13 protein-coding genes and 2 pseudogenes are annotated in these 16,320 nt (G+C 67.3%); 6 read left to right on the forward strand and 9 right to left on the reverse strand.

Features of this window, described 5'->3' with window-relative positions; genetic code table 11:
• Positions 1-180, reverse strand: a pseudogene (locus AC1DWT_RS36185) (IS982 family transposase); the annotation flags it as partial.
• A 342-nt stretch (positions 181-522) separates the two neighbouring features.
• On the opposite strand from AC1DWT_RS36185, the gene AC1DWT_RS36190 reads away from it, so the two are divergent.
• Positions 523-681 carry a hypothetical protein gene (locus AC1DWT_RS36190; RefSeq protein WP_477924337.1) on the forward strand — a complete coding sequence of 53 codons (159 nt, stop codon included), beginning with the start codon at positions 523-525 and terminating at the stop codon, positions 679-681.
• A gap of 63 nt (positions 682-744) precedes the next feature.
• On the forward strand, positions 745-1,431 hold the full coding sequence (locus AC1DWT_RS36195; protein ID WP_206015647.1) for a rhomboid-like protein: 687 nt from the start codon (positions 745-747) through the stop codon (positions 1,429-1,431).
• A gap of 120 nt (positions 1,432-1,551) precedes the next feature.
• Here AC1DWT_RS36195 and AC1DWT_RS36200 read toward each other — a convergent pair whose 3' ends face one another.
• The 3 genes from AC1DWT_RS36200 to AC1DWT_RS36210 form a co-directional block, all read right to left on the reverse strand.
• Positions 1,552-2,532: a VWA domain-containing protein gene (locus AC1DWT_RS36200; protein WP_206015649.1), complete on the reverse strand. Its 981-nt coding sequence runs from the start codon at positions 2,530-2,532 to the stop codon at positions 1,552-1,554.
• A 164-nt stretch (positions 2,533-2,696) separates the two neighbouring features.
• Entirely contained in the window at positions 2,697-3,500 is an 804-nt protein-coding gene (locus tag AC1DWT_RS36205) for a hypothetical protein (protein WP_241031601.1), read from the reverse strand.
• A gap of 168 nt (positions 3,501-3,668) precedes the next feature.
• Positions 3,669-4,046 carry a CD225/dispanin family protein gene (locus AC1DWT_RS36210; protein ID WP_206015652.1) on the reverse strand — a complete coding sequence of 126 codons (378 nt, stop codon included), beginning with the start codon at positions 4,044-4,046 and terminating at the stop codon, positions 3,669-3,671.
• 345 nt (positions 4,047-4,391) lie between these two features.
• Between AC1DWT_RS36210 and AC1DWT_RS36215 the strand changes: the two genes are divergently transcribed.
• From AC1DWT_RS36215 to AC1DWT_RS36225, 3 genes are all read left to right on the forward strand, one after another.
• Positions 4,392-5,306: a phosphatase PAP2 family protein gene (locus tag AC1DWT_RS36215; protein WP_241031602.1), complete on the forward strand. Its 915-nt coding sequence runs from the start codon at positions 4,392-4,394 to the stop codon at positions 5,304-5,306.
• Positions 5,303-6,007 carry a DedA family protein gene (locus AC1DWT_RS36220; protein WP_206015653.1) on the forward strand — a complete coding sequence of 235 codons (705 nt, stop codon included), beginning with the start codon at positions 5,303-5,305 and terminating at the stop codon, positions 6,005-6,007. Before AC1DWT_RS36215 ends, AC1DWT_RS36220 begins: the two co-directional genes overlap by 4 nt.
• Positions 6,008-6,190: 183 nt before the next feature.
• The gene (locus AC1DWT_RS36225) at positions 6,191-6,913 is read left to right on the forward strand and encodes a COG4705 family protein (RefSeq protein ID WP_241031715.1); all 723 of its coding nucleotides are present in this window, start codon (positions 6,191-6,193) and stop codon (positions 6,911-6,913) included.
• 215 nt (positions 6,914-7,128) lie between these two features.
• Here the strand turns inward: AC1DWT_RS36225 and AC1DWT_RS36230 are convergent, their stop codons facing one another.
• Positions 7,129-7,947 (reverse strand): SGNH/GDSL hydrolase family protein, encoded by an 819-nt coding sequence (locus tag AC1DWT_RS36230; protein ID WP_206015655.1) that lies wholly within the window; start codon positions 7,945-7,947, stop codon positions 7,129-7,131.
• Between the two features lie 195 nt (positions 7,948-8,142).
• On the opposite strand from AC1DWT_RS36230, the gene AC1DWT_RS36235 reads away from it, so the two are divergent.
• The gene (locus tag AC1DWT_RS36235) at positions 8,143-9,549 is read left to right on the forward strand and encodes a sensor histidine kinase (RefSeq protein ID WP_206015656.1); all 1,407 of its coding nucleotides are present in this window, start codon (positions 8,143-8,145) and stop codon (positions 9,547-9,549) included.
• Here the strand turns inward: AC1DWT_RS36235 and AC1DWT_RS36240 are convergent.
• The 4 genes and pseudogenes from AC1DWT_RS36240 to AC1DWT_RS36255 form a co-directional block, all read right to left on the reverse strand.
• Positions 9,500-10,203 (reverse strand): annotated as a pseudogene (locus tag AC1DWT_RS36240) (response regulator transcription factor). The gene AC1DWT_RS36235 and the pseudogene AC1DWT_RS36240 sit on opposite strands and share 50 nt — an antisense overlap.
• A gap of 42 nt (positions 10,204-10,245) precedes the next feature.
• Entirely contained in the window at positions 10,246-10,722 is a 477-nt protein-coding gene (locus AC1DWT_RS36245) for a DUF2231 domain-containing protein (protein ID WP_206015657.1), read from the reverse strand.
• Positions 10,723-10,813: 91 nt separating this feature from the next.
• Positions 10,814-15,265 (reverse strand): non-ribosomal peptide synthetase, encoded by a 4,452-nt coding sequence (locus AC1DWT_RS36250; protein ID WP_206015658.1) that lies wholly within the window; start codon positions 15,263-15,265, stop codon positions 10,814-10,816.
• Between the two features lie 130 nt (positions 15,266-15,395).
• Positions 15,396-16,043 (reverse strand): HemK2/MTQ2 family protein methyltransferase, encoded by a 648-nt coding sequence (locus AC1DWT_RS36255; RefSeq protein WP_206015659.1) that lies wholly within the window; start codon positions 16,041-16,043, stop codon positions 15,396-15,398.
• Positions 16,044-16,320 lie beyond the last annotated feature (277 nt).

Genomic DNA, 16,320 nt, shown 5'->3' on the forward strand with positions numbered 1-16,320 from the left:
GGCGTGCCGGATCCACCGGCGTTCACAATCGAACCCGAGCAGCATCTGTGCCACGGCCAGGGTGAGCAGTTCGGCATCGCTGAGCACGGGCCGCCGACCCCGACCGGTGCGGGGTTCGACGACATGATCGTCGATGAGCACATACAGTTCGGTCAGGAGGGTTTCCAGTTCTTTGGTCACGCTTTGATCTTGGAAACCCTCCGCCTACCACCCCCGCAGTGACACACCTTCAAGGAATCAACCATCTAGGCGAATCGCGCAGCCGTGCAGGTATCGCAGTGAGAGAGCTGCACCGTCCGAGAAGCGCCCGCCCTTGTCCGACCACAGCCAGGCTCACCGCAACGCTGACGAGCCACCCGCGGATCAAGAATCGGATACCGGTGCGGACGTGGATGTTCGGACCCGCGGTCGCCCTGTTTGATGTTCTGGCGGTATCTAACCGGGTGGCCGAGGTGGGGATCGCCCTCTACGCGCTACTGATGCCGAAGTTGGTGATCCAGCCTGTCGGCGAGGACACCCGAGATGCTGCCCGCCGATGCGTCGGACGTGATGATCGCTGCGGCCTCCGAGACGGTGGCCTCGACCGGGCAGCACGGGCACGATCCCGGTCTCACCGCCGCGGTCGAGCAACGCATACGACGCGGGCCCCGCCATCAGATGCGCCCTGGGTCTGACGCGTGATCGACACACAGAGCTATCACTCCGGTTCAGCGACCCCAGGGCGATCCGGTGCACACTGAGTCGATGGACACCGCCATCTCCTCATGCCTGCGATCCCTTCCGCGGGCAGCGTGGACGTACGTTCGGCGGGCACCCGGGACCTACATCTGGCTGGCGATACTGCTGGTGACATCGGTGGTGATGAAAAACCTGCCGCCGGACGACCTGGCCCGGGTACTGGGCAATCGATCGACCAACTTGCATCATCTTGCCGAGGATCCCGTTCGGGTACTGATCTCGAGTGCCTTCTGGCTCGCCGGCGGCGGATGGATCACCTACTTCATTTCGTTCAACATCTTCCACGTCCCGGCGGAGCGTTGGCTGGGGACACTTCGGTGGTTGTGTGTGGTGGTGATCGGGCACGTCGGCGCGACCTACCTCAGTGAGGGGGTGCTGTACTGGGCCATTCGCCACGGCCACGCCCCCGCGTCGGCGGTCGACACCCTCGATATCGGGGTCAGCTACGGACTGGCCGGGGTGATCGCGGTGTTGACCTACCGCATTGCCCCGCCCTGGCGTTACCTCTACGTCGCAGCTGTGCTGGCGTTCTTCGCCGTCCCGCTTTTCATAGACCTGAACTTCACGGCGATCGGGCACTTCACCGCGGCACTTCTCGGTCTGGGATGCTATCCGCTGGTCCGCTCGCGCAAGGGCACGTGGTCCCCGGTCGAGGCGGTCCGCCGTGTCCGGAGAATGAGGGCGGTCTCGTGAATCCGGATGGATCGCCGCGCGCCGCACGCCGAGTGGAGTGCCGTTTCGACACTGCAGTGCCCTGTTATCCGGTCACCGACCACGGTGCCGTGGGTGTGTGGATCGCAGCGGTCCGCGTGTTCAGGGAAGGCGTTGGTGGAGAACGAGTGCGGTGCCGGCCGCTGCCGCGATCAGGATGGATCCGAGGATCAGCCATGGACGGCTGGCGTCGCCGAGGTGGGTTTCGTAGCCGATCTGCTGTTGCAGATTCTGGTAGCTGGCTTGCAGTTCGTCCGCGCTGGTCGCGGTGAAGAACGAGCCACCGGACAACTCCGCGATCCGTCGCAGAGACTCGTCGTCGACGGGGACGGGGATGTGGCTGCCGTTGAGGTCGATCGCACCGGCAGTGGTGCCGAAGGAAATGGTGGAGATGGGGACGTTGCGCTCCTTCGCAAGACGGGCCGCGGTGAACGCGCCGCGCGGATCGTTCAGGTCGGCGGGCACGGTCTGCTTGCCGTCGGATTCGAGGACAATCCGTGCCGGCGGCGGCGTGCTGCCTCCGCCGAGTACACCGGCGAGGGTGTCGATCGCCTGGAGGGCGGAGAAGATCGCTTCCCCGGTCGCGGTCCGTTCGGCGAGTTGCAGATGGTCGAGGGCGTTGTCGGTCGCGGTGTGATCGGTGACCGGTGAGACCAGCATCGACGCCGTCCCCGCGAACGCCTCCAGTCCGAGGTTGATGCCGGGGGTGAGGCTGTCCGCGAACGTTTTGGCGCCGGCCTGGGCTGCGGCCAGCCGCGAGGGTGGCACGTCGATCGCGCGCATCGACAGTGACACGTCGATCGCGAGGATCACCGTGGCACGGTTGCGCGGAACCCTGGTCTGCGCCAACGGTCCGGCCAGCGCGACGGTCAGCAGCAGCAGCCCCACCAGCAGCAAAGCCGGTGGGATGTGCCGCGACCAACTGGGCCGGGCCGGTGCGACGGTCTCGAGTAGTTCCAGATTGGTGAACCGCAGAGTGTATTTGTGCCGTAGACGCAGTACCCACACGTAACCGATCGACAGCGCGCCGACCACGGCGGCGAACACCAGCCACCCCGGTGTCGCGAGAGCGGAGAACCTCATGTCTCACCTCCGGCATCTGACACCGCCCGGCGGATCCGGAGGTCATCATCGGCTCGAAAATCTCGCGAACCGACCGACGATCGGCATGGCACCATCATCACCTGCCCACAGTCGGTTGCCGCAACTCGGGCCGAGTGTGGTGAGCGCGGACCCCTTCCGGTGAATCATCCAGCAGCCGGTACGAACCCAGGCTCGGAAGCCGCTTCGAGAGGGCCGGGTGGCACCCGAGAGGCGAACGCCGCCAGCAGTGCGTGCCCCACCGTCAGACAGATCGCCGCGACCAGCACTCCCGCCACCACCCCGGTCAGGGGCACTCCGGCATACAGACGTGCACCGGCGAGAGCGACGACGCCGATCACCACGGCGGCGGCCAGCAGCGTCCGGAGGTTACGGCTGCGGCCGATACCGGCGATCACCGCCGCCATACCCAGCACCGCGGCGGTCCCGGCGAGATTCGCCAGCACCGCGTTCCCGGTGTCGACCGGCTGCCACACCCCGGCAACTGCCCGGCCCGGCCCGAGCACGGTGCTGAGGGCCGCGCCCGCGAACACGGCGGCCATCACCGCACCCAGCATTATCGACGCAGCGGGCGCCGGCCAATCGCGCCGGATCAGGACCATCCCGATCGCCGCGGCCACGGCGATCGCAACCGCCGGGGCGCCGAGCGCGACGCCCACGATCGCAAAGTGATCGAGTCCTGCACTGTGGTGGGCCGCCAGCACGGAGGTGATGGAACGGTCGGCACCGGTCAGCCAACCACCGTCGCGGATGTGAACGCAGACAATGCCCAGCGCCAGGGCCAACGCCGCGGTGCGCAACCCGATCGCCTGCCCGGACCCGGCGACCACCATACCGGCGACGAACACCGCGAGAGCGATCCCGAGGACCGGAAGAGCGATCTCCATCGTCGCGGTCTCGGTCACGACCTCGGTGACCATCTCCTGAACGAGGGGCACAGTGCCGGACACTCTTCCAGTCTGGTGCTCGGGTGCTGTGGAGACGCTGAGAGCGGCTAGCGCAGACGGACTCTCTGTGTTCTGCTCGGGGCCGTCGGGGGAGCGTTGGGCACCCTCGCTCCCTCGGCTCGAAGGATGCACGAAAGTCCATCGCTCACCGCAGAGTATTTTCTCCCGGGGTCAGTCGCGCATGCGGTGGTGCCAGTCGCCTCCCTCGCCGCCGTGCGCGATCAGAACAATCGCGGCGATCGCGTAGAGGACGATCGCCAGCAGCAGCAAGCCGCCGAAGATCCACAGCGACAGTTGCCCGAGCTTGCGCACCCGGCGGGAGGCGTACTCGGCGCCGTCGATATCGCCCTCGGCCCAACGGGGGTAGACCTCGAACGCGTGGTGGAAGGCCGAGAACGCCAGCGGCCAGAAGAACAGCAACGAGGCCACCGCCCAGCCGGCATTGCTGATGGGTCTCGCCCGGGCCGATGGGACCGCGGCTGCGTCGGCGGCGGGCACGCTTCGGGTGGGCCGATCGTCCGGCGCAGGTTCGGATGCTGGATTGACCATGGTGACTCCGTATCCGTCATAAGGGCATCCGTCATAAGGAAACCCGTTCCGACGGTACGTCTGCCACGCTGAGGATTGGCTGAGAGCTGCGAACGAGGTACCGGCATCCTCGGGCGGCAGACCGCGGCGGTGACGGACCCGCAGTCACACTTCCTGCCCCGGCCTGTCCCAGCAGGGACGGAAGGTTTCTCTGCGGCCGCAACACCATCGGTGTCGGGTTGCGGCTGAGGAACGTCCCTTGGCCGGGCGCTTCCTCGTGCCGAAATTCGCCCTCCCGGGCTGGCCGGGTGTGATCGTCGTCCCGCTCTCAGCGGCTCCACAGCGGCCGACTCTGATACTGCGGGTGTGAGTGAAGTAGTACAGCCCGCTGTGTCATTGGCGTCCGCGCACGATGCATCGGTTCGTGCCAACCTGGTCGGCCGGGCCCACGAGGTGGTTGCCGACATCCATCAGGGCGGAGCCGCGACGCTCGTGCTGGTCGTGGTGGCCGGGGGTGCGGCGATCTTCCTGGGTGCGTCGGTCTGGCGGAGCCTACAAGGTGATCGCCGGGGTCAGGCCGCGGCGGCGATCGCCATGCAGTGCACCGGATTGGCGGCGGTGCTTGTCGCGTTGGCCTATCAGGTCAGGGCTGGGGGCTGGTTGACCGGTGCGGACCCGGCAGTCCTGGGCTGGTTCACCGGGCACCGATCGGACTGGGTGACCGGACCGGCCATCGCGGTGACCGATGCCGGCGGGCCGGCGGGCACCATCATCCTCGCCGTCGCCATCGGCGCGGTGCTGTCCCGGCGGGCCCGCTCACCGATCCCCGCGCTGATTCTCATCGGGACCGCCGGTGCGGCGGCACTGGCCTCCACCGTGACGAAATCTGTCGTCGGGCGCGCTCGCCCCCCGATCGTGTCCCAGGTGTTGCTCGAGACGGACCATTCGTTTCCGTCCGGGCATGCCACCGGGGCCATGGTGCTGTTCACGATGGCCGCCTTAATGTTCGGGTACGGTCTGCCGCCGGCCCGTCGTGCCCTGTTGCTGGTGCTGGCTGCGGCGGTGACCGTGGTGGTGTCGGTGACGCGGCTGTACCTCGGTGAACACTGGCTCAGTGATGTGGTCGGCGGGATGCTCCTCGGTGGCCTCGCCGCGGTGATCGGCGGGGCGCTCTACACGACCTGGATGGACCGAACCCGCGCCCGGGGAGCTGCGAGTCCGGACGAGAACTACACGCACTCGGGTCGCAGCGACCCGACGACGATGGGATACGCGGCATGAATGTGGCACTGGGACTTGGCTTACTGGACGCTCCGACGCTGCTGGGCACCCTGGGGTTGCTCGGTGTCCTCGGCGCCGTGGTCATCGAAACCGGTCTGCTCGTCGGCTTCTTCCTGCCAGGGGACTCGCTGCTGTTCACGGCCGGTGTCTTCGCCGCCCAGCCGCATCCGTTCGCACCTTTGTGGGTGCTGCTGCTCACCATCCCGGCCGCGGCGATCGTCGGTGACCAACTCGGGTTTCTGATCGGCCGGCGGGCCGGGGACACGGTGTTTCATCGGCCCAGCGCCAAGCGCATCGGCCCGAAACAACTCGAGCAGTCGCAGCGGTTCTTCGACCGCTACGGGCCGCGCACGATCCTGTTGGCCCGCTTCGTTCCCGTCGCCCGCACGATCGCACCGGTGATGGCCGGCGCGTCCGGGATGCGGTACCGCACCTTCGCCGTCTACAACGTCATCGGCGGCATTGCCTGGGGTGTCGGGGTGCCGGTCCTGGGTTATCTGCTCGGCGGAATCGCATTCGTACGCGGTCACATCGAGGTGATTCTGATCGCCGTCGTGCTGGTGTCGATTCTGCCGCTGGTGATCAACGGACTGCGGGCCCGGCGTCGAGGACAGGGCGCGGTCCTTCAACCGGACAGCATCCCGACGCCCACCGGCGATGCGGGCCAGTGCGCCCGTCCCGGCGCACCATTCACCCGATGACCTTGGCCAGCCGATGACCTTGACGGTCACCGAAGACATTCCCGACCACCTCGTTCCCGAACCGACCTCGTTCCCCACCGAACTCGTCCTCGGCCTGCCCGGAGACAAGTGTCGGCGGGTGCGCTCCGCACGGATTGGAGACCTATAAAGAAGCTGCCACAGGTGACCGCGGTCTTCTGGATCATGAAGATTGCCGCCACCACCCTGGGCGAGACCGGCGGCGACCTGATCGCCCAAACCCTCAACGTCGGGTACGCCGTCTCCTCGGTGCTGTTCATCGCCCTGTTCCTCGTCAGCCTGATCACGCAGATGAAAGCGAAGAAATTCCATCCCGCGCTCTACTGGACCGTGATCGTCTCCACCAGCACCGCGGGCACCACCATGTCCGACTTCCTCAACCGGTCCGCCGGCCTCGGCTACGCCAAGGGCGCCCTCCTGCTGATCACCTGCTTGGCCTGTGTGTTCGTGATCTGGATCCGGTGCGGAGAAACGTTCGACGTCGAACAGATCACCACCTTCCGCGGTGAGCTGCTCTACTGGATCGCGATCTTGTTCTCCAACACCCTCGGTACCTCGCTCGGGGATTTTCTCGCCGACAGTTCCGGTCTCGGCTTCGCCGGCGGGGCCGCACTGATCGGTGTGCTGATGGCCCTGATCCTGGTGGCGCACTACTTCACCCGGATCAGGGGCACCGTGTTGTTCTGGGCTGCGTTCGTGCTCACCCGCCCGCTGGGGGCCACAGTGGGAGACCTGTTCAGCAAGCCGAACGACAAGGGCGGTCTCGAGCTCGGCACCGTCGGATCGTCGGCGGTCCTGGCTGCGATCCTGCTGGCACTGATCGTCTACACCCACCTGCGCCACCAGCAGAACGCAGCCGAGCGGGAACCCGTACACCAACCTTCCTGACCGCCTGAGCGCCCATCCGAATGTGAGGGGTTCCGCGATGTCGTCCACCTCACCGTCAACGGGGAAACACCAGAAAACCCCGGCCGGAATGAGAATCCACCTCCGAGAACCCGCCTCGATCGGCGGTCGATCTCGGTGCAGCGGCCGGACCGGGGAGCGGGAGGTAGCAGCACGAGATGGAAGGTGACAGCGTGAGCCACTGCTCAATGGCCTGCCTACTCGGGGGATGCACCCCAGTCGGTGAGGACGCGGGCGGCGATCGCCCGCATTCCGGCGGTGGTGGGGTGCAACGACTGGGCGAAAGACTGTGGGAGCAGGCCTTCGAACCATCGCTGATCGGGTCCGGCGCAGGCATCGTGTCCGATGGCGGCGGTCGCAACGTCCACGAACCGGGCGCCGGTGGCAGTGGCCGCGGCGGCGAGAACCTGATTCATCCTCACGAAGAAGCCCGAGATCCAGGCTGCGTCGGCGTCGCTGGTGGGAATGTTCGGCCAGCAACCGTGGGCTCCGAAGATCCCGCCGTGACCGACGAGCAGCACCCGGGCAGTCGTCGCACGTTGCTCGATGGCGGCCAGTGCCGCGGACACCTTCGGCTCCAGCGCGGCGAGTGCGGAAGTCATTCCACCGATGGTCTCCGGGTCGGTGCGACAGTGCGCGTCGGCGGCTGGGACGGTGGTGTAACACGGTGCCACCAGGGACTGCCACGCGATGTCGTTGCCGCCGATACTGACTGTGACGAGCGTGGTGTCAGGTCGCAGGGCATCGATCTGCGGTGGTACCGCACCGGTGACGGTGGATTGGGACTCGGTGGTGAGAGTCTCGGTTGTCGCGCCCGAACAGGACACGTTGGTGAAGGAATCGGCGTGCAGCGCCCCGGCCACAACCCCCGGATATCCCTCGACCGACCGGAAGCAACCGTCGTGCAGCGAGATCGGCGCCAGGTAGGGGCCCGCGGCGCGGGAATCGCCCATGGCGACGTAGCGGATCGTCGAATCCGGCACCGGGTCGGACCACAGGACGGCGAGCGCGGCCATGCCCCCCCACCAGAGCCGTCCGCATGGTCCGCGCCAAAATCAGTGTCCAATCCTGACGTGGCGGCGTTCCCACACCGTCAGTGTCTGCCCGCGCCGCTGTGATGACGCTGAGAGGAGCGCCGACCCATCTGGTGTCCGCCGCTGCGTCGGTTGTCGTCGGCCTCCCGGAAGGACCGGATGGCGGATGATGGCCGCATGAGATCCGTACCCGAGTGGCTCAGACCGTCGCTGTGGGGGCTGGCGATCCGATCCGCACTGGTCGCCGGTGCGGTCGTGACCATCGCCCTGGGGCTCGGGGCGGCGGCGTTGCTGTTCGTACTGGACCGGTCCCTGCTCTCCGCCCTCGACGACGCCGCAACCGCCCGAGCCCAGGACATCACCACCAGCCTGCGGTCGGACTCACCCGCAGACCTCGACAGTCAGCTCCTCGACACCACACAACGCATCACGCTCGTTCAGGTCGTCGACCGGGCCGGACAGGTGGTGCGGACATCGGACACCGACCCCGGAACTCCGGCGACCGATGTGCGGCCACCTGCCGGTGGTCCGCCGGTGCCGGGACTGACCGGGCGGGCCGAACCCGGTGCGGATCTGCGGATCACCGTGCAGGGCGCCCGCGGCGTCGGAGGTGAATACACCGTCCTGGTCGGAGCGAGCGAGGAACCGGTGGAAGCCACCCTCGCCACGGTGGGTGGGCTGCTCGCCCTCGGTGGCCCGGTCATCGCCCTCGTCGCCGCAGTGGTGACCTACAAACTGGTACGGCGCTCCCTGCGGTCGGTCGAACAAATCCGCACCCAGGTCGCCACGATTTCGAGTACCGACCTCGGTGAACGGATTCCGGTGCCCGCGCCCCGGGACGAGATCGCGGCGCTGGCGCGGACCATGAACGACATGCTCGCCCGACTCGAGGCCGGCCACGCCGCGCAACGCCGATTCGTCGGCGACGCATCACACGAGCTGCGCAGCCCACTGGCCACCGTCACCATGGCCTTGGAACTGGCCGACGGCCGACCAGAATTACTCGACCGCGAACTGGTAAGGGACACGCTGCTGCCCGAGGTCACCCGGATGCACCTGCTGGTCGACGATCTGCTGCTCCTTGCCCGCGCCGACGAGCGCGGCTTGCCGCTGCGGCTCGGTGACGTGGACCTCGACGACGTGGTGGACACCGAAGTCCACCGCGCCCGAGGCGAGACCGGTAAAACGGTCACCGCATCACTGGCTCCCGTGCGGATCCGCGGCGACCTCACTCAACTCGAGCGTGTGATGCGCAACCTCATCGACAACGCCGTCCGGTTCGCCGCACATGCTGTGCACGTGGAGGTCTCGCTGCGCGGGAACACCGCGCAGATCACGGTGTCCGACGACGGGCCGGGCATCCCGCAGCCCGACCGGGCCCGGGTCTTCGAACGGTTCGTGCGACTGGACAACGCCCGTGAACGCGACCGCGGCGGTTCCGGACTCGGCTTGGCCATCGTCGCGGAAATCGTGTCCGCCCACCGAGGTTCGGTGCGGATCGGTGAGAGTGCGCAGGGCGGGGTGCAGGTCGTGGTCACCCTTCCGGTGACTCCGGTGACTCCGGTGTCTCCGGCCGAGTCGTGAGCCGATATCCGACGCCGCGGACCGTGTCGATGGTGTGCGCGCCGAAGGGGGCGTCGATCTTCCGGCGGAGATACCCGACGTACACCTCGACGATATTTTCGTCGCCGTCGTTAGTGCGCGTCCCACACGTTACGCAGAATTTCGCCCTTCGTCAGGGCAGTGTCCGGGTTACGCAACAGGAATTCGAGGACCCCGAATTCCCGGGGAGTCAGGGCCAACTCTTCGTTGCCACGCATGACGCGTCGCCGCGCCGGGTCGAGGCTCAGATCACCGGCGGTGAGTAACACCGGGCGCGCTGGTGCGCCGCGCCAGCGCGCGCAAGCGGGCGACGAGCACCACGAACGAGAACGGTTTGACGAGGTAGTCATCGGCGCCGAGATCGAACGCGTCGGCCTGGTCATACTCGCCGTCCTTGGCGGTCAGCATCAAAATCGGGGTCCAGATTTGCTTGGCGCGAAGTTGACGGACAATCTCATATCCGTTGATTCCCGGCAGCATGATGTCGAGAACGATCACGTCGGAGGTGTCCTCGGTGGCGCGCCACAGACCGTCCTCACCGGTAGCGGCGGTAACCACCACGAACCCCTCGAGTTCGAGGCCGCGGCGAACCATGTTCGCCAACCGCGCTTCGTCCTCGACGACCAGCACCCTCATCAGACTGCCTCTTCCTGCCGCATCCGGTGCTATCGGTTGGCGTTACCGGGCGGAGTCGGTGGTGGTGATGACATCGCTCCACGCGGCCCGGGAACCCGATTCGCCGATTCGGTAGACCTGAACGATGGTTCCTGTGGCCACGACCAGCGCGAGGGCGGCGACGATCAGCGTGAGCGGCCGGGACGGGTCCGTCTTTCGCTCGCGCAGATGGACCGCAGTGAGCGCCAGGGCCACCACGAGGAGAGCGGCGGAGAAGTAGATCATCGTGTCACCCAGCTCGGTGTGGGCGTGCACGGCAGCCGACCGAGCAACGTGCTTCTCGAGCCATTCGCCGGCGTCGGTGGTCAGCGGAGTCACGACGGTGGTCACGGCGGCGAGGACGAGGGTGAGCCAGACGAGTCGGCGCCGGGCGGCGGGCCACACACCGCACACGATGACCAGGATCGCCGTCAATGGAGCCAGGACCACGATGAAATGGACGAGCAGCACGTGGGCGGGCAGGCCGCTGACAGTGGACATGACGCCAGTATTGCGGGGGGCGCTGAGAAAGCGCTGAGGCCGGAGGCACCTGCCGGTGGGGAGTGGCAGGCAGACCCGGGCGGTGCAGGGTTCATGGCGTGATCTCCGCGAGGACGGCGCGGAGGCCGTCGAGGAACGACCGGACGGTGGAGGCGTCGAACAGGTCCGTCGAGTACACGAGTTCGGCAGCGATACCGGCGGGCCGACCGTCGGTGTTGTGGCGTTCGGTGAAATGAAAGTGCAGGTCGCATTTCGCGATATCGAGGGGCCGAGGGGTGATCTCGAAGCGCAACGTCTCGGCAACCAATGTGGCGGGAGTGAAGTTGTTCAGCGACAGCGCGACCTGGAAAAACGGATGCAGCGACGGTGAGCCGGGTGGATCGAGCACCTCGACCAATCGCTCGAACTGCACCTCGGACTGGGCGAGGGCACGCAGTTCCACCTCGCGGGACTGATCGATGATCTCGGCGAAACCCATGTCCGGGTCGAGGCGGGTACGCAGCACGATGGTGTTGACGAACATGCCCACCACGTCGTCGAGCGCGGGATCCCCGCGCCCCGCGACCGGGGTGCCGATGGCGATGTCGTTGTCCCCGCTGAGGCGCGCAAGCAGCATGGCCACCGCCGAACGCAGCGCGGTGAACAGTGAGGTGTGATGGTGGTGGGTGAGGGACAGCAGGGCGCGGTGGGTGCGCTGATCGATCTGAAAGCTTTCGCGTCCTCCGCCGTAGGTCCACTGGCGAGGTCGTGGCCGGTCGGTCGGCAGTGAGAGTTCGCCAAGCCCCGCCAATTCTGTTTTCCAATAGTCGATTTGGCGTGATACGAGGCTCTCGGGGTCGGTCTCGGCGCCGAGGAGTTCGCGCCGCCACACACTGTACTGCGAGTACTGCACCGCGGCGGGTCCCCACATCGGGGCCGCGCCCGCGGCGCGGGCGGTGTACGCGGCGACGAGATCGCGGGCCAGCAACGCCAACGACCAACCGTCCGCCGCGATGTGGTGGATCACGCACGCCAGGACGTGCTCGCGAGGGGTCAGCTCGAACAACCCGGCACGCAGCGGCGGTTGCTCGCGCACATCGAACCCGGTCTCGAGCAGACAAGCTATCGGTTCCCCGGCATCTCGAGCCGAGATCTTCACGGGGGCGAGATCGGGGAGGGCGTCAGCGACGTCAAGGACACACTGGTGCGGCCCGGTGGGGGAGTCGGGGAACACCGTCCGCAACGAGCGGTGCCGCTCGAGAACATCGGCGGTGGCCAGTTGCAGTGCGTCGGTATCGAGTTCCCCGACCACCCTGACGGTGAACGGAATGTTGAACAGCGCGGGTGTGGTGACGGTGCGGTCGATGAACTGTTGCGACGGCGAAAACGGCACGCGATCGGGAACCGTGACGTCACGCACCCGCGGTCGGGGCGGAAGGTCGCCGGTCCGGTGGTGACCGGCGTCGGTGACGACCCGCGCGAGCGCGGCCACGGTGGGCGTGTCGAAGAGGTCCCGCACCCCGAGCGTGCTGCCGTGTTCGGTGTTGATCGCCGCGACCACCCGGGTGGCGGACAGCGAGTCCCCACCGAGGTCGAAGAACGAATCGTCCGCACCCACCGGATGCACTCCCAGTATCAGGGCGAACACGTCGGCGACCATGCGTTCGGCTGCCGTCGCCGGCTCGCGGCGCGAGGCCAGGGAGGAGCCGAACTCGGGCGGAGGAAGGGCGCCGCGGTCGAGTTTTTTGGTCGGCGTCAGCGGAACCGTGTCCAGGACCATGATCGATGCGGGGACCATGTAGTCCGGCAGGAGCCGGGCCGCTTGAGCTTTCAGGGATCCTGGTGTGGCTGCCGCCTCCGGTCGAAGCGTCACGTAGGACACGAGGACTGGGTCACCGGCCGGGTTCCGGTGCACGACGGTGACGGCGAAGGTGACGTCGTCGTGTCGGTGCAGTGCTGCGTTGATCTCGCCGAGTTCGATGCGGAACCCGCGGATCTTGACCTGTGCGTCGGTGCGGCCCAGGAATTCGAGGGTGCACTCGCCGGTCCAACGGACCCAGTCGCCGGTGCGGAACAGTCGGGTTCCGGGTTTACCGAACGGGTTGGCGACGAACCGTGCCCCGGTCAGTGCGGGCCGCTGATGGTAGCCGCGGGCCACCCCCGCGGTGGCGAGATAGAGCTCGCCGACCGCGCCCGGTGGCAGCGGACGTAATCTGCGGTCGAGGACCACGGCGCTGACCCCGCGCATGAGGGATCCGATCGTCACTTTCTGCTGTGGTGTGATCGGGTCGGTCAGGGTGACGCTGCAGGTGGTTTCGGTGGGCCCGTAGGCGTTGCGCATCGTCCGGCCGCCGGCCCAGCGCTGCACCAGCTCCGGCGGGCACACTTCGCCGCCGACCAGGACGAGTTCGAGGTCGTCGAGCCCCGTCGGGTCCACGGTGGCCAACGCGGACGGTGTCGACAACAGGTGGGTGATGTGTTCGGCGCGTAAGAGCGCCGCTAGCTCCTGCCCGCCGTACACCTCGGGCGGGGCCACCACGAGGGTGGCGCCCGAGATGGCTGCAGCGAGGACCTCGACCAGCGCGGTGTCGAAGCTGGGCGAGGCGAAATGCAGGACACGTGAGTGTGCGGTGACCGCGTAGTTGTCGCGGATCTCCTGGGCCAGGTTGGCCAGACCCTGGTGGGTGACGACCACACCCTTGGGCCGGCCGGTGGACCCGGAGGTGTAGATCACGTACGCGGAGTACTCGACCCGCAGCGAACGGACACGATGCTCGTCCGCCACGCCCAGGCCAGGACTATCGCCCCAGGCACTGTCGTCGTCGAGGATCAGCCACCGGACGTGATCGGGCAGATGCCCGATCTCGGCGGTGACGGTGAGCCCGACTGCGGCGCCGCAGTCGCCGAGTGTGTACTCGATCCGCTCGGCCGGATGAGTCGGATCGATCGGAACATACGCGGCGCCGGTCTTCGCGACCGACCACAGTGCCAGGACCGACTCGTACGACCTCGGTACCGCCACCGCAACCAGGTTTTCCGGTCCGATTCCCTGCCCGATCAGGGCCGCGGCGACCTGGTTGGCGCGGCAGTCGAGTTCGGCATAGGACACCGCACGTCCGCGGTCGCGGACCGCGATGGCCTCCGGGTGGGACTCGACTGCCGCGGTGAGAAGCCGATCGAGAGTGATCGGATCACTGTCCGCCAGACCGCTGGCCGGCACGAACTCGTCGCGTTCACCCGCGGCGAAGAGGTCGAGATCGGCGACCGGGAGATCCGCCGCGGTCGCCGCGGTGAACGATGCGAGGAAGGTAGTGAATCGGCGGTGATGGCTGCGCAGCTCGGATGCGTCGTACAGGGCCGGATTCCCCTCGAAATCAATCCGGGGAACCGAATCCGAAAGTCCGGGGTAAATGTTGACCGCCAGATCCGCGGTGGGCCCGGTGGTCAACACCCGCACCCGGCCGGTCACCGCGCCGAGGGTGATCTCCTGCCTGAACAGCATGAGGTTGAGTACCGGTCCGAAATGCGCGAGACCGTTTCCCTCCGAGCCCATCTCCCGCCCAATATCCTCACGGCGATACCGTTGATGGCGCAGTGTTGCCGTCAACGCGGCTCTGGCCATCCCGATCGCGCCGCCCACCGTGGTAGCTCCGATTCCCTCCAGCCGCAGCGGAAGAACATTCGACACCGAACTACCCGCCGCCCGGAGCCGGGCCGAGGTGCGTGCAGAAACGGGCAGTGACAGAACGACATCGTCGGCACCGGTCAACCGGGCGAGATACGCCGCGAAGGCGGCCACGATCAGCGCCGTCGGATTATGACCGGTCCCGGGCGCGAGTCCCCGGGTCGAAGGCTCCAAAGGAAGGGAATCCCCGGCCACCCGAACCGTGGCGCCCGGTGGCGCGGTCTGCGGGCTCAGGCTGACCACGGGGGGAAGCTCGTGCACCTGGTGTTGCCAGTAGTCACGATCCCGACCGAACCGGGGGGAGGACCGATATTCCGCATCCTCCTGCATGATCCGTTCCGGGTCGATCACCGGGCGCTGCGGGGCGTCGATACCGTCGATTGCGGCGACGTACAGTTCGGCCGCCCGGCGCATCGACATCATCGCCGCGTACCCGTCCAGCGCGATGTGGTGGGCGCGCGAATACCAGTAGAAGTGCTCGTCAGCCAGGTGCAGGATGTGCGAGACGATCAGCGACTCGCCGTACATGTCGATGGGCGCTGCGCTCTCGTCCCGCATCCACGCCTGGGCGGCCTCGACGGAGCCGCCCCGAAAGTCGGCAATGGGCACCGGCTTCGCCGGCCTCGTGCCCAGGGCCTGGTGCGGTTGCCCGTCGACGTCGACCAGCCGGATGAATCCGCCGCCGAGTTCGCGCAGCGCTCGCTCGCTCGCCCCGGCCAACAGGTCGAGGTCGACCGGCCCGCGAAGCTCCACATACTGGGCGATGACGTACGGGACGTCGGGGGTGAGTTGCTGGGCGAACCATATGGAGCGCTGCGCCGCCGTCAGAGGGATCACTTGTGCGTGCCCCGGCTCCGGCAGGTTGGTACCGGAGATCACATCCGCCTCGCGATTCTCGTCGCATCCGGTCCGTCACCACGCGCACAGGGCGGTGCCGGGGATGAGGTGTCCTCGACTCGAGGCCATGGGCGGGGAGTCACAGTCTGGGCGCCGGCACCCGCAGGGCCCCTCACTTGACCGCCCGCAGCACGACGAGCTCTTCGCTGCGCTGCCCGGGACCGATCACTCCACGCTGTGCGAGCATGTCCCGGCGGGCCGCGAGAACCGGCCCGAAGGGGACCTCGACCCGCGACACGACATCCACGCGCAGACCCCGTTCTTCGAGCATCGTCTGGGACTTCTCGATCCCACTCAACGCGGACTGCACGAGCAGCAGCACCCCGCCGGCATTAAGAACGTCCGGGACCTGCACGCAGATCCGGTCGAGTACCGCACGGCCGTCGGTGCCCGCATTCCAGGATCGCGCGATCCCGCTGTGCGGCAGCCCTGCAGCCTCGGCGGGGACGTAGGGCGGATTGGACACCACCAGATCGAAACGTTCGCCGCGGACAGGCTCGGTGAGGTCGCCGCGCACCACTCGCACCGAACGACGGTGCAACCGGGCGTTGATCCACGTAGTCGCGAACGCGCGCCGCGACACGTCGACCGCCGTCACCCGCCCAGCACCCTGCTTGGCGGCGCAGACACTGAGCACCCCGCTCCCGGCACACAGATCCAGCACTCGGGAATCGGGCCCGAGAGTCACCTGTTTCAGAGCCCCGACCAACGCCCACGTATCATGCTGCGCGGGGTACACGCCCGGCAGTCGCACCAGCACCGGAGCCTCCCTTTTCGCTGTCCAGACTCCGCTCCAGAGGTCGTTTCGAGCGCCGATGGAACTATACAAACTCCACAACATGCGCTTGACCACCCACGCCGCGGCGTGAGCACCGACACCCTTTGACCTTGGCATTTCGTCGACGACCCTCAACCTGACGCCCAAAGCTCGGCTGTGGTTGCACGTGTCGCGGAAGGTCGGTCTCCAAGAAAACGATGCTACATACAGGATGCCAAACCTAACCATCCGGATCCTGGTGGACCGCGTAACAGCTGGA

The organism is Rhodococcus sp. P4_B6, assembly GCF_056402215.1.